The organism is Streptomyces sp. NPDC055400 (genome assembly GCF_053644375.1).
The window spans coordinates 54,737-66,788 of the sequence record NZ_JBSHLM010000007.1; the positions used below are offsets into that span (position 1 = coordinate 54,737).

Below are 12,052 nucleotides of genomic sequence, written 5' to 3' on the forward strand. Positions count from 1 at the left end.
CTTTCGCCCACACTAAGTGCGGTTGCCCGGTCGCGCGCCAGGGATGCGGCAGGCTGGGGCAATGAGCGCTGACCGATGGACGCAGGCAGTACGGAACCAGCTCGGACTCGGCAGGCTGGTACCGCTCGGAGGGCCGCGCGACGGGTGCTGGCTGGCCGAGTCGGCGGCGCGGTCGGCGTTGCGCCAGGCAGTCCGGTCGGTGCACGGGGTGCGGCTGGGAAGCCTGCGCGTCGAGCTCGCCGACCCCGACGGTTCCTACGAGTCCGCGGTGCCCGCGCCGCCGAGTGCCCTGCCGCCGGGGCCGCTGAGGATTGTCGCGGAGTGTGCGGCGGCGGCGGACGAACCGCTGCCCACGGCCGCGTCCCGGCTGCGCGCGGCCCTGGACGGCGCGGCGTCCGACAGGCTCGGGCTCGCGGTGGCGGAGGTGGACCTGCGGGTGACGGCGCTGCTCGACGACGGTCCGGAGGCCGAGACCGCCTCAGGGGATACGGAGCCGGATATCGCGGACGGCGGGCAGGCGAAGGCCGACAGTGACGAGGAACGGGCCGGACAGGCCGCGCTCTCCGTGCCGGGGGTGGCGCGGCTGACCGGTTCGCTGGGCGGCCTGGGGCGCGCGGTGCACATCGGGGAGCGTCCCGAGGGTGCGGCCACGCTGCCGCGCCGCCATGTGCGGATCGAACTGGCCGTGTCGGGCCGGCGGCGGGTGCTCGACGTGGCGCGGGACGTGCGGACGGCGGTCACCGAGGCCCTTGCGGATGGTCCGTCAGTGGCCGTTCTGGTGACCGCCGTGAGCTGAGGGCCGTCCGGCCCGGGTCATGCGCGGGTCGCGTCAGTCGCCGAGGCCCGCGAGGTCCCGGAGCCGGCGTCCCTGTGCGGCGCGCTCGGCGGTGCGCTGCTCCTCGTACGAGCGTCCACAGACGCCCTGGAGCAGGGCCTTGGTCTCGATGACGGCGTCGCGGGGCGCGGCGATGAGTGCGCCGGCGAGGTCGCGCGCGGCGGCGTCGAGCTGTTCGGCGGGCACGACGAGGTTGGCCAGGCCGATGCGGCCGGCCTCGTCGGCATGGACGTAGCGGCCGGTGACGCAGATCTCCAGGGCACGCGCGTATCCCACGAGGGAGACGAGGGGGTGCGTGCCGGTGAGGTCGGGCACCAGACCGAGGCTGGTTTCGCGCATCGAGAACTGCACGTCCTCGGCGGCGATCCGCAGATCGCAGGCGAGGGCGAGCTGGAAGCCGGCACCGATCGCGTGTCCCTGCACCGCGGCGACCGTGATGAGGTCGCTGCGCCGCCACCAGGTGAACGCCTCCTGGTACTCGGCGATGGTGTCGTCGAGCACGTCGTCGGAGCCGCGCGCCAGATCGATGAAGGACGGCTCGCCGTCGAAACCCTCGGGCGTGAACGCCTGACGGTCGAGGCCCGCGGAGAACGAGAGTCCCTCCGCGCGCAGCACGACGACGCGCACGCTGCCCGGCAGGGACTTCCCGGCGTTGGCCAACGCCCGCCACAGAGCGGGACTTTGGGCGTTGCGCTTGTCCGGGTTGGTCAGCGTCACCGTGGCGATGGAGCCGTCGACGGTGAGGCGGACCCCGTCCTTGTCGAGTACCGGTGCGATCTTGCCGGATCCGGTGTCGAGCGAAGCCATGCGTGCCTCCGATGGTGTGCGCAGTGAGACAGGGCCGCGCGACGCGTGATGTGTCGACGCCCTAAAACTACTGCACAGTAACCAACCGGCCGGTCGGCGGACCGACCGGGTGGTCACCATCGAAGCGTGTGCACTGCCCGGGTCAGCCGGCCGCGGTCGCCTTCTTGCCGCGTGTAGCCCCGCCGCGACCCCGCAGCGTGACTCCCGACTCACTGAGCATCCGGTGCACGAACCCATACGAGCGGCCGGTTTCCTCGGCCAGCGCTCGGATGCTCGCACCGGAGTCGTACTTCTTCTTCAGGTCTGCCGCGAGCTTGTCGCGCGCGGCGCCGGTTACCCGGCTGCCCTTCTTCAGAGTCTCGGCCACCCGTGCCTCCTCATGGGAAGTGCGCTCTGGACTTCTCATGATCACCCCTCCCGGGCTTCCTGGCCACCCATTCGGCAAGGTCCGTACGACGAGCTTGTGCGGCCGGGAAGCGGCCGACACGAGTGGAACGGAGGGTTCCGGGCGCACCCGGGCGGGGCCGGAAACGGGGTTCCCCACGAAGGTCCAGGTCAGCGCCTTGCCAGGCGGCACAAGAGCTTCGGCCGGCATGCGGCGACGGAATGCGTGTAGGACACACCGCGGTACGAGGAGATCTCACTCAGATGATGGATCACGGATCGGCCGAATGATCCATACCGAGTGGATCAGCCTTTCGATCAAGCCGTGCTGACGGCCGACCGTGATCGTGCGCGCCCGGAAGCGGGCGCAGAAGCGGACGTGGGCGGGTCAGGCGAGGCTGACCAGATCCGCGTAGTCCTGGCCCCAGAGGTCCTCGACGCCGTCGGGCAGCAGGATGATCCGCTCCGGCTGGAGCGCGTCCACGGCGCCCTCGTCGTGGGTGACGAGGACGACGGCGCCCTTGTAGGTGCGCAGCGCGCCGAGGATCTCCTCGCGGCTGGCCGGGTCGAGGTTGTTCGTGGGCTCGTCGAGAAGCAGGACGTTCGCGGAGGACACGACGAGCGTCGCGAGCGCGAGGCGGGTCTTCTCGCCGCCGGACAGGACACCGGCCGGCTTGTCGACGTCGTCCCCGGAGAACAGGAACGAGCCCAGCGTCTTACGCACCTCGACCAGGTCCAGGTCGGGGGCGGCGGAGCGCATGTTCTCCAGGACCGTGCGCTCGGGGTCGAGGGTCTCGTGCTCCTGCGCGTAGTAGCCGAGCTTGAGGCCGTGACCCTCGATGACCTCGCCGGTGTCCGGCTTCTCGGCGCCGCCGAGCAGCCGGAGCAGGGTGGTCTTGCCGGCGCCGTTGAGGCCGAGGATGACGACGCGCGAGCCCTTGTCGATGGCCAGGTCGACGTCGGTGAAGATCTCCAGGGAGCCGTACGACTTCGACAGGCCCTCGGCCATCAGCGGCGTCTTGCCGCACGGCGAGGGCTCGGGGAAGCGCAGCTTGGCGACCTTGTCGGAGACGCGGACCGCCTCGAGCCCGGCGAGCAGCCGGTCGGCGCGCTTGGCCATGTTCTGCGCGGCGACGGTCTTGGTCGCCTTGGCGCGCATCTTGTCGGCCTGGGAGTTGAGGGCCGCGGCCTTCTTCTCGGCGTTCTGGCGCTCGCGCTTGCGGCGCTTCTCGTCGGCCTCGCGCTGCTGCTGGTAGAGCTTCCAGCCCATGTTGTAGACGTCGATCTGGGAGCGGTTCGCGTCCAGGTAGAACACCTTGTTGACGACCGTCTCGACGAGGTCCACGTCGTGGGAGATCACGATGAAGCCGCCGCGGTACGTCCTGAGGTAGTCCCGCAGCCAGACGATGGAGTCGGCGTCGAGGTGGTTCGTGGGCTCGTCGAGGAGCAGGGTGTCGGCGTCCGAGAAGAGGATGCGGGCCAGCTCGATACGGCGGCGCTGACCGCCGGAGAGCGTGTGCAGGGGCTGGCCGAGCACGCGGTCGGGCAGGTTGAGCGCGGCGGCGATGGTGGCGGCCTCGGCCTCGGCGGCGTATCCGCCCTTGGTGAGGAACTCCGTCTCCTGGCGCTCGTACTGCTTGAGGGCCTTCGCGCGCGTGGCGCCCGTGCCGTTGGCGATGCGCTGCTCGTTGTCCCGCATCTTCTGGATCAGGGTGTCCAGGCCGCGCGCGGACAGGATGCGGTCGCGGGCCAGGACGTCGAGGTCTCCGGTGCGGGGGTCCTGCGGGAGGTAGCCGACCTCTCCGGAGCGGGCGATCGTGCCGCCGGCCGGGGTGCCTTCACCGGCAAGGCACTTGGTGAGGGTCGTCTTGCCCGCGCCGTTGCGTCCGACCAGGCCGATGCGGTCGCCCTTGGCGATACGGAAGGTGGCGTTCTCGATGAGGATGCGGGCGCCGGCGCGCAACTCGATGGCCGAAGCGGTGATCACGGACAGACTCCTGAGCAGGGATTGGACGGCGGAAGGGCTACTGAGGGCGATGAGCCGTCTAGTGCGTGCGGAGAATGGCCATGGGCCAAGTCTAACGGGGCGATGCAAACAGTTTTCCGCCGTGCTGTTCCGGGGCCGGGGGGCAGACCGCCATGAAGTGTCCGATAGTGGGCGTTGGGCGGCGGGCCGCCGCCCCTGACGTGCGGCAGAGGGCGGTGCGGCCATGCAGTTCGACGACGACGCCGACCTGGACACCTCCGAGGTCCAGGACAGGCGCCGGATCCCCGGCGGCCGGCGGACCGTCGGCGGCGGCCTCGCGGGGCTGCTCGCCCTTCTGGTCGCCCTCTTCTTCGGCACCGACGAATTCGGCCTGTCCTCCGGCGGCGGCGAACCCGACACCACCGTCTCGTCCGCGGCCCAGGTCAGCCAGGACTGCCGTACGGGCCAGGACGCGAACAACAAGGAGGACTGCCGCATCGTGGCGGTCGTCAACAGCGTCCAGGACTACTGGCGTCAGGAGTTCCGCGACCGCAGGGGCACCTACTCCCCCGCGCAGACCGTGTTCTTCACCGGCCAGGTCCAGACGGCATGCGGCACGGCGACGTCGGCGGTCGGGCCGTTCTACTGCCCGGGCGACCGCAAGGTCTATCTGGACCTGGGCTTCTTCAACGACCTGCGCACCAAGTTCGGCTCCAGCGGCGGACCCTTCGCGCAGGCGTACGTGGTGGCGCACGAGTACGGACACCACGTCCAGAACCTGATGGGGACGCTCCAGCGCTCCCAGGACGGGCGTACGGGCCAGAACAGCAACGCGGTGCGGGTCGAGCTCCAGGCGGACTGCTACGCCGGGGTGTGGGCGCACCACGCGACGACGACGCCCGACGACAAGACCGGCAAGCCGCTGATCACGAACCTCACCGACGCGGACATCCGCGACGGCCTGGACGCGGCGGCGGCCGTCGGCGACGACCGGATCCAGGAGAAGTTCCAGGGCCGGGTGACGCCCGAGTCCTGGACGCACGGCTCGTCCCAGCAGCGCCAGGAGTGGTTCTACCAGGGCTACCGCACCGGCGACATGGCGCAGTGCAACACGTTCCGGTGAGTGCGGCCGGCTCTCCGGGCGGATTGTCAGTGCCGGGTGCCAGTCTGGATTCGGCAGTACAGTCCCGACCGGTGACGAAGGAGTGGGCACAGTGAGCGGTACGAAGGGCGAGGGGCGCGCGACTTTCTACCCGTCCTTGCTGTACGCCGACGCGAAGGCCGCGGTCGAGCAGCTGACCTCGGCGTTCGGCTTCACCGCCGCGGCCGTGTACGAGGGCGAGGGCGGCTCGGTGATGCACGCCGAGCTGACGTACGGGAACGGCGCGGTGATGCTCGGCTCGAAGGGCCGCGGCGGCCGCTTCGACGAGGCCATGAAGGGCGCGGGCCCGACCGGGATCTATGTCGTCGTGGACGACGTCGACGCCCATCACCGCCGGGCCGTCGAGCACGGCGTGGAGATCCTGATGCCCCCGACAGACCAGGACTACGGCTCCCGGGACTACATGGCCAAGGACGCCGAGGGCAACGTGTGGAGCTTCGGGACGTACGCGCCGCAGATACCGGCCTGATCGCCGGGGCGCGGCGTCACGCGCCTCCGGTGTGCACCTGGAAGGCGGCCCGGCGGACTGCCTTGGCGAGCGCCGGGTCCGGGTGCGCGGCGGCCAGCGCGACGAGGACCTGGACCGTGCGCGGGTGCCCGACCGCCCGGACCTCGTCGAGGAGGGCCGGCACCGTGGGCTGCACGGCGGACTCCAGGTGGCGTACGAGGAGCTGAGCCTCGCCGTGGTCCGCGACGGCCGCCGCGGTGTCCACCCACAGCCAGGTCGTCTCCTCGCGGGTCAGCACCATGTGGACGTCCTCGGGATCGGCTCCCTCGTACTCGGCGAGCCACAGCAGCGCGTAGGGGCGCAGGGGCGGCTCGTCGGCGACGGACCGCACGACGGGCTCGGCGGGGGCTCCGACGACGCGCAGGGCCTCGAATGCGAGCCCGCGCAGCAGGGCGTCCTCGCCGCGGGCGGCGGCGATCAGCTCGGTGACGGCGCTGCCGACGGGGCGGGCGGCGAGCCAGGCGCGGTATTCGGCGCGGGCCGCGTTCGGGCGCAGCCGTGCGCAGCCTCTGAGCATGGCGTCGGCGGACTGCTCGATGTTGCCCGCCGGGGACTGGGCGGCCACGCAGATCTGCTCCAGCTTGACCCAGACCGCCCAGCTGCCGAGCGGCGTGAGGGTGGCCTGGCCGTCGGCGTAGGTGAGGGCGCCGACGGCGGCGAGGCCGTGCAGGGCCCAGTCGAGGAGCGGGGGGAGGGGGGTGCCGGTGGTGGCGGTCGCGGTGTCGGCGGGCTCGGGCTGCGGGCCGTAGGGGATCTCGCAGCGTTCCGTGCGCAGTTCCTCGACGCGCTGGCCGAGCAGATCGAGGAGCTGCGGTACGGGGACCGGGCCGGCCGAGAGCTGGAGGAGGGAGAGCACCTGGGGCATCGCCGAGACGACCTCGGCGACCGCGGCGGCCTCCAGGCTCTCGCCGGCGGGGTGGGCCAGGGACCAGGCGTCGAACAGCGCGACCCAGCCGCGCAGCACGGCGGTGTCGTCGCGGTCCCAGGCGCGCAGGCGCCAGCCGGGGCGCGCGCTGTCGCCGTGCACCTCGACGAGGCCCGCGAGGCGTGCGGTGTCCCAGTCGGCGCGGACCTGTCGCGGGGTCAGGTCCAGGTCGGCCGCCGCGCGTTCGGCGGTGGGGCGGGACAGGGCGCCCCTGCCGTCGGGGGTGCCGTGGCCGCTGCCGGGGCTGAGGACGGCGTCGGCCCAGCGGGCCACGCGGACGGCGTCGGCGAGGCCGCGGCGGGCCATGCGGGCCAGTTCCGCCGGGGGTGGGGTGCCCTCCGGCGGGCGGGGCGCCGGGCGGGGCGGGCGTGCCTGGGTCACCACTCCGTCGGTCCGCACGGGGGCGGCGGCGAGGGTGCGCGGGCGGACGAGTCGGAGCCTGGAGTCGCGCGGGATACGGGACGTCACGGGGGCAGTCTTCCGGTTGACGGTCCGAAAACCCAAACGGAATCGTTTCGGGGCTCTTTGCGGGCGTCGCGGGAGGGTCCGCGGACCGGCGTGCGCCGGGGGTCTACGCGGGCCTTCCTGCACATCTTTCCCGCGCGTAAACGGAGCCGTGAGGAGCTACATGAGGGGGGTGAGGAAGCGGCGGAGCGTCTCCTCGTACGTCTGCGGGTCGGCGTTCCACATGGCTCCGTGCGGGGCATCGTCCACCGTGTGCAGCGAGACCAAGTCGGGGCGCCGGGCGGCCAGTTCGCGGGACAGGGCCCAGGGGGCGATCTCGTCGCCGGGGCCGTGCACCACGAGCGTGGGCACCTTGAGTGCCTCGGGGTGGGCGGCGGTGTCGAGGCGGTCGCCGTGCAGCCCGGTGCGGCCCTGGGCGGCGCGGACCGCGAGGGGCAGCAGGGGCCCGGGGACACGGCGGGCCCCGGCGAGGGCACGCAGCGTCACGTCCCAGGCGAGGACGGGTGAGTCGAGCACGAGCCCGCGGATGCGGTCGCGCAAAGCGGAATGGGACGCCGCGTGCAGGGCCATGGCGGCGCCGGTCGACCAGCCGTGCACGATGACGCGTTGCGCGCCGTAGCGCACGGCATAGCGGATCGCGGCGTCCAGGTCGCGCCACTCCGTCTCGCCGAGGTGGCCGAGGCCGTCCGGGGAGCGGGGAGCTCCGAGGTCGCCGCGGTAGGCGAGGGCGAGCACGGGGAAGCGGTGGCGGTGCAGGAAGTCCATGAGGACCATGGGGTGCTCGCGTGTGGTGCCCAGGCCGTGGACGGTGATGACCCAGGTGTCGCGGGCTCCGGGGAGGAACCAGGCGGGGAGCGCGCCCAGTTCGCCGGGGATATCGATATCGGCGTGGTCGAGGCCGAGTGCCGCCTTGGGGTCGCCGATGTGGACCTGGGGGGTGAGCCATGCCTTGGCGCCGGGTTCGAGGGAGCCGTGGGTGACGCGCTCCAGGCGGCGCACGACGGCGTCCGCCGCGTGCGGGGCTGACTCGAGTACGGGCCCGACCACGGCGTGGAATCCGTCGCCGCTCAGGCCGTACGTGCCCGGGCGCAGGGAGGCCAGGTCGCGGGTGAGCGTGATCTGGCCCGCGGCGGTGGCGTGGACGGTGAGGCGTGGCTCGGTGGGCAGGGGCCGGCCCGCGGGCGCCTTGAGGGCGGCATCGCTGGCGAACCGGCCGACCGCGATCGCGGCCGCGCCGGCACCGATGACTGCGGTGACGGCAGCGGCCGTCGCTCTGGCGGTGCGCACCGTCCCAGTGTCCGCGCCCGGGCTCCGACCGGCCAGTGGGGCGGGGCCGGCGGGCCGACGGGTGCCGGTTCAGCCCGGCTGCCCGTACCCCCGCAGCTTCTCCTCCACCTCGCGCACCTGGTCGCGGGTGAGGAGCGTCGGCGTGTGGTGGGGATGGGCGCTCGCGGTGAGCCAGACGCGGCACAGCCATTCGAGCTGGGCCGTGCGGTCGTAGGCGGCGGCGAGGGTGTCGCCGTAGGTGAGGGTGCCGTGGTTCTGGAGCAGGCAGCCCGTCCGCCCCTTGAGAGCGTCGAGCACGTTCTCGGCCAGCCGCTCGGTGCCGTACGTCGCATACGGGGCAACCCGGACGGGTCCGCCGAGGGCCGCGGCCATGTAGTGGATGAGCGGGAGCTCGGGCACGAGGGTGGAGACGGCGGTGGCGTGGACCGCGTGGGTGTGCACGACGGCGCGGGCGGGCGTCGCGCGGTAGACCGCCAGATGCATCGGGAGTTCGCTGGTCGGGGTCAGGGTTCCGGCGCGCTGCCCGCCGTCGAGGCCGACGGCGACGAGGTCGTCCGGGGTGAGCTCGTCGTAGGGGACCCCGCTGGGCGTGACGAGGACGGTGTCGCCGATGCGCACCGAGACGTTTCCCGAGGTCCCGACGACGAGGCCATCGGTGACGGTGCGCCGGGCCGTCGCCACGAGCGCGCTCCATGCCTGCGCGAGTCCGTCCGCGCCCTGCCCTGTCTCGACCGGTTCCTGCGCCATGCCCGCATCCTGCCAGCCGCCCGGCGGGCCGGTGCGGATCGTGGCGCCCGGGCACTTTAGTGCGGAGCCGAGGAGTCCGGAAGCGCACGAATGGGCATGAATGCCCGCCTGGAAACGATTGGCTGGAGATCGACGGGCTCAGGGGGATCTTCCGGTAGCCTCCGGTGGGATTTGTCATGCACGTCGCCATTCCGGGGGGAAATATGGCTCGTGGTCACAAACCGTCCCGTCGCCGCGCGCACATCGCGACCGCGACATCACTCGCCGCCCTGACGTTCGGGGGGACCGCTCTCGCACAGGCTCCGGCGTCCGCGGCGGGCGGCACCAAGGGGCACGACGTCTCGTCGCACCAGAAGAACGTCAACTGGCAGAAGGCCAAGAGCAAGGGCGCACGGTTCGTCTACGTCAAGGCGACCGAGTCCACCACCTATCTCAATCCCTACTTCAGCCGGCAGTACAACGGAGCGCGCAGCGCGGGCATCATCCGCGGCGCGTACCACTTCGCGCTCCCGAACAAGTCGTCCGGCCGGACGCAGGCCTCGTACTTCGTGCGCAACGGGGGCGGGTGGCGGGCGGACGGCTGGACGCTGCCGCCGGCGCTCGACATCGAGTACAACCCGTACAGCTCGAAGAAGTGCTACGGCCTGAGCAAGGGGAAGATGATCTCCTGGATCAGGTCGTTCAGCGACGAGGTGCGGCGCAGGACGGGCCGCCGGCCGGTGATCTACACCAATTACCACTGGTGGAAGAAGTGCACGGGCAACAGCACCGCCTTCGCAGGCAACCACGCGCTATGGCTCGCCCGCTACGACGAGTCCGCCGGGGCGCTGCCGTCGGGCTGGTCGTACTGGACGTTCTGGCAGTACGACAACAGCGGCGGACTGCCGGGTGACCAGAATCTCTTCAACGGTTCACAGACCCAGTTGCGGAGGTTCGCCCGCGGCTAGCGGAAGGCCTACTTCCGCTTGATTGAGCCACCGTTCCGCTTCACGAACGGCCCCGCGCCGCCACCCCGCTTCCAACGGAGTGGCGGCACTCCGCTTCGAGTCACCGCACCGCCCGCCCCAGTTCATCTTCCGTTCACTCAGGTTGCCTACGTTCACCGAGCCACTGACGTCCAACAGAAGCCTGGGTAAATGGAACACATCACGCTTCTCCTCGGGATCGTGATCGTCACCGCTCTCGTGTTCGACTTCACGAACGGTTTCCACGACACAGCCAACGCGATGGCCACCACCATCTCGACCGGCGCTCTCAAGCCCAAGACGGCGGTGGCCATGTCCGCCGTGCTGAACCTCGTCGGAGCCTTCCTCTCCGTGGAGGTCGCCAAGACGATCTCCGGCGGCATCATCAACGAGGACGGACTGAAGACCGAGGTCATCTTCGCCGCGCTGGTGGGCGCCATCCTCTGGAATCTGCTGACGTGGCTGGTGGGCCTGCCCTCCAGCTCGTCCCACGCGCTCTTCGGCGGCCTTATCGGCGCCGCCGTCATGTCGATGGGCTGGTCGTCGATCGACGGCGGCACGGTCGTCACCAAGATCCTCCTGCCGGCCGTCGCCGCGCCGCTCGTGGCGGGCATCGCCGCGACGCTGGCCACCCGGCTGACGTACAAGATCGGCAGCAAGACCGATCAGAAGGCGACCGCCAAGGGCTACCGCGCCGGGCAGATCGCCTCCGCGGGCCTGGTCTCGCTGGCGCACGGCACGAACGACGCACAGAAGACGATGGGCATCATCACGCTCGCCCTGATCACGGGCGGCGTCCTCAACCCCGGTGCCAACCCCCCGATGTGGGTCATCGTCTCGGCGGGTACGGCCATCGCGCTCGGTACATACCTCGGCGGCTGGCGCATCATCCGCACCATGGGCAAGGGCCTCACGGAGCTCGCGCCGCAGCAGGGCTTCGCCGCCCAGACCAGTGCCGCGACCGCGATCCTCGCCTCGTCGCACATCGGCTTCTCGCTCTCCACGACGCAGGTCTGCTCCGGCGCCGTGATGGGCGCGGGCCTCGGCCGCAAGGGCGGCGTGGTCCGCTGGTCGACCGCGACCCGCATGTTCATCGCCTGGGGCCTGACCCTGCCGGCCGCCGGCCTGGTCGGCGCGGGCGCCGAGTTCCTCACCAAGCAGGGCACGTGGGGCGTCGCCGTCACCGCGCTGCTCCTGATCGCCGGCGCGGGCACCATCTGGGCGCTGTCCCGGCGCAACTCGGTCGACCACACGAACGTGACGGACGACGACACCGAGGTTCCGGCGGAGCCCGCCGGCGTCGTGACCACCGCGATCGCGGCCGTCACCCCGCCGCCCGCCGGCACGGTCGCGGACCTCGGCACCGACGTGAAGACCACCATCCCCGCCCCGCCCGCCCCGCCCTCGGCGGAGTCCGCGCGACCGGCCACGGTCTAAGGAAGCAGCAGCGCTATGCACATCGACTGGGCAGCACTCGGCTCCGTGTTCGGAGTCAGCCTCGTGATCACGGTGGCCCTCGTGGGCCTGTTCACCCTCGGCATCGTCGGGCTCACCAAGCGGGAGTCGGCGGCGGCCCAGGGCGGTTCGGCGGGGCTCGCCGTCTCCGGCGCGTACGCCTGCTTCGCCCTGTGCGCGGCGGCCGTCGGCTACGGGATCTTCCTGATCGTCGCCTGACCGGAGGTAACCGGCAGGAGAGCGGGGTGCGGGACGCGAAGGCGTCCGGCACCCCGCTTCGTGTGGGCCTCAGCACACTCTCCCTTCGCAGGTCAACGGCAAGTTGACGGGCGTTCGCGGGGCGTGGTGGACTTCCGGGGCCATCTACGGCAGCAGGAGAGGAAGCCGGTGCGAATCCGGCGCGGTCCCGCCACTGTCACCGGGGAGTGATCCCCGCGAGCCAGGAACTCTCGCCGCCGGTCTCTTCCAACCAGGGCGTGGACACCCTGAGTGAGGACATATCGCCATGCGCGGCTGCCAGTTGCGGGTGCTCCCGCCCAGAACGAG

12 protein-coding genes and 1 riboswitch are annotated in these 12,052 nt (G+C 71.7%); of the genes, 6 read left to right on the plus strand and 6 right to left on the minus strand.

The features are described from left to right. The first annotated feature begins 61 nt into the window (after positions 1-61). A complete protein-coding gene (locus tag ACWIGU_RS19635) occupies positions 62-796 on the plus strand; it encodes a nucleopolyhedrovirus P10 family protein (protein WP_454402517.1) in 735 nt (244 codons plus the stop codon). A 33-nt stretch (positions 797-829) separates the two neighbouring features. Here the strand turns inward: ACWIGU_RS19635 and ACWIGU_RS19640 are convergent, their stop codons facing one another. The 3 genes from ACWIGU_RS19640 to ACWIGU_RS19650 form a co-directional block, all read right to left on the minus strand. Further along, positions 830-1,642 carry an enoyl-CoA hydratase/isomerase family protein gene (locus tag ACWIGU_RS19640; protein ID WP_454402519.1) on the minus strand — a complete coding sequence of 271 codons (813 nt, stop codon included), beginning with the start codon at positions 1,640-1,642 and terminating at the stop codon, positions 830-832. Positions 1,643-1,784: 142 nt separating this feature from the next. Beyond that, positions 1,785-2,009 (minus strand): helix-turn-helix domain-containing protein, encoded by a 225-nt coding sequence (locus ACWIGU_RS19645; protein ID WP_189492003.1) that lies wholly within the window; start codon positions 2,007-2,009, stop codon positions 1,785-1,787. Positions 2,010-2,414: 405 nt separating this feature from the next. Next, positions 2,415-4,013, minus strand: a complete 1,599-nt coding sequence (locus ACWIGU_RS19650; protein ID WP_454402521.1) for an ABC-F family ATP-binding cassette domain-containing protein — start codon at positions 4,011-4,013, stop codon at positions 2,415-2,417. Positions 4,014-4,236: 223 nt separating this feature from the next. Between ACWIGU_RS19650 and ypfJ the strand changes: the two genes are divergently transcribed. Both ypfJ and ACWIGU_RS19660 read left to right on the plus strand, forming a co-directional pair. Beyond that, on the plus strand, positions 4,237-5,115 hold the full coding sequence (gene ypfJ / locus ACWIGU_RS19655; RefSeq protein WP_454402523.1) for a KPN_02809 family neutral zinc metallopeptidase: 879 nt from the start codon (positions 4,237-4,239) through the stop codon (positions 5,113-5,115). Positions 5,116-5,206: 91 nt separating this feature from the next. Beyond that, entirely contained in the window at positions 5,207-5,623 is a 417-nt protein-coding gene (locus tag ACWIGU_RS19660; protein WP_454402525.1) for a VOC family protein, read from the plus strand. 16 nt (positions 5,624-5,639) lie between these two features. Here the strand turns inward: ACWIGU_RS19660 and ACWIGU_RS19665 are convergent, their stop codons facing one another. The 3 genes from ACWIGU_RS19665 to ACWIGU_RS19675 all read right to left on the minus strand — a co-directional run bounded on the left by ACWIGU_RS19665 (position 5,640) and on the right by ACWIGU_RS19675 (position 9,086). Beyond that, complete coding sequence (locus tag ACWIGU_RS19665; RefSeq protein ID WP_454402527.1) at positions 5,640-7,055, minus strand: hypothetical protein; 1,416 nt, start codon at positions 7,053-7,055, stop codon at positions 5,640-5,642. 156 nt (positions 7,056-7,211) lie between these two features. Continuing rightward, a complete protein-coding gene (locus ACWIGU_RS19670; RefSeq protein WP_454402529.1) occupies positions 7,212-8,339 on the minus strand; it encodes an alpha/beta hydrolase in 1,128 nt (375 codons plus the stop codon). Positions 8,340-8,408: 69 nt separating this feature from the next. Then, positions 8,409-9,086, minus strand: coding sequence for a class II aldolase/adducin family protein (locus ACWIGU_RS19675; protein WP_454402531.1), 678 nt, complete (start codon positions 9,084-9,086; stop codon positions 8,409-8,411). A gap of 203 nt (positions 9,087-9,289) precedes the next feature. On the opposite strand from ACWIGU_RS19675, the gene ACWIGU_RS19680 reads away from it, so the two are divergent. The 3 genes from ACWIGU_RS19680 to ACWIGU_RS19690 all read left to right on the plus strand — a co-directional run bounded on the left by ACWIGU_RS19680 (position 9,290) and on the right by ACWIGU_RS19690 (position 11,725). Then, complete coding sequence (locus tag ACWIGU_RS19680) at positions 9,290-10,033, plus strand: lysozyme (protein ID WP_454402533.1); 744 nt, start codon at positions 9,290-9,292, stop codon at positions 10,031-10,033. A gap of 189 nt (positions 10,034-10,222) precedes the next feature. Beyond that, the gene (locus ACWIGU_RS19685) at positions 10,223-11,488 is read left to right on the plus strand and encodes an anion permease (protein WP_454402535.1); all 1,266 of its coding nucleotides are present in this window, start codon (positions 10,223-10,225) and stop codon (positions 11,486-11,488) included. Positions 11,489-11,503: 15 nt separating this feature from the next. Then, positions 11,504-11,725, plus strand: coding sequence for a hypothetical protein (locus tag ACWIGU_RS19690; RefSeq protein WP_356289598.1), 222 nt, complete (start codon positions 11,504-11,506; stop codon positions 11,723-11,725). A gap of 110 nt (positions 11,726-11,835) precedes the next feature. Beyond that, positions 11,836-11,977, plus strand: a riboswitch (cobalamin riboswitch). Positions 11,978-12,052 lie beyond the last annotated feature (75 nt).

Coding starts and splice junctions, on each gene's coding strand:
- ACWIGU_RS19675 (WP_454402531.1), bottom strand. CDS start 9,086: ATGGCGCAGGAACCGGTCGAGACAGGGCAGGGCGCGGACGGACTCGCG.
- ypfJ (WP_454402523.1), top strand. CDS start 4,237: ATGCAGTTCGACGACGACGCCGACCTGGACACCTCCGAGGTCCAGGAC.
- ACWIGU_RS19635 (WP_454402517.1), top strand. CDS start 62: ATGAGCGCTGACCGATGGACGCAGGCAGTACGGAACCAGCTCGGACTC.
- ACWIGU_RS19680 (WP_454402533.1), top strand. CDS start 9,290: ATGGCTCGTGGTCACAAACCGTCCCGTCGCCGCGCGCACATCGCGACC.
- ACWIGU_RS19640 (WP_454402519.1), bottom strand. CDS start 1,642: ATGGCTTCGCTCGACACCGGATCCGGCAAGATCGCACCGGTACTCGAC.
- ACWIGU_RS19685 (WP_454402535.1), top strand. CDS start 10,223: ATGGAACACATCACGCTTCTCCTCGGGATCGTGATCGTCACCGCTCTC.
- ACWIGU_RS19690 (WP_356289598.1), top strand. CDS start 11,504: ATGCACATCGACTGGGCAGCACTCGGCTCCGTGTTCGGAGTCAGCCTC.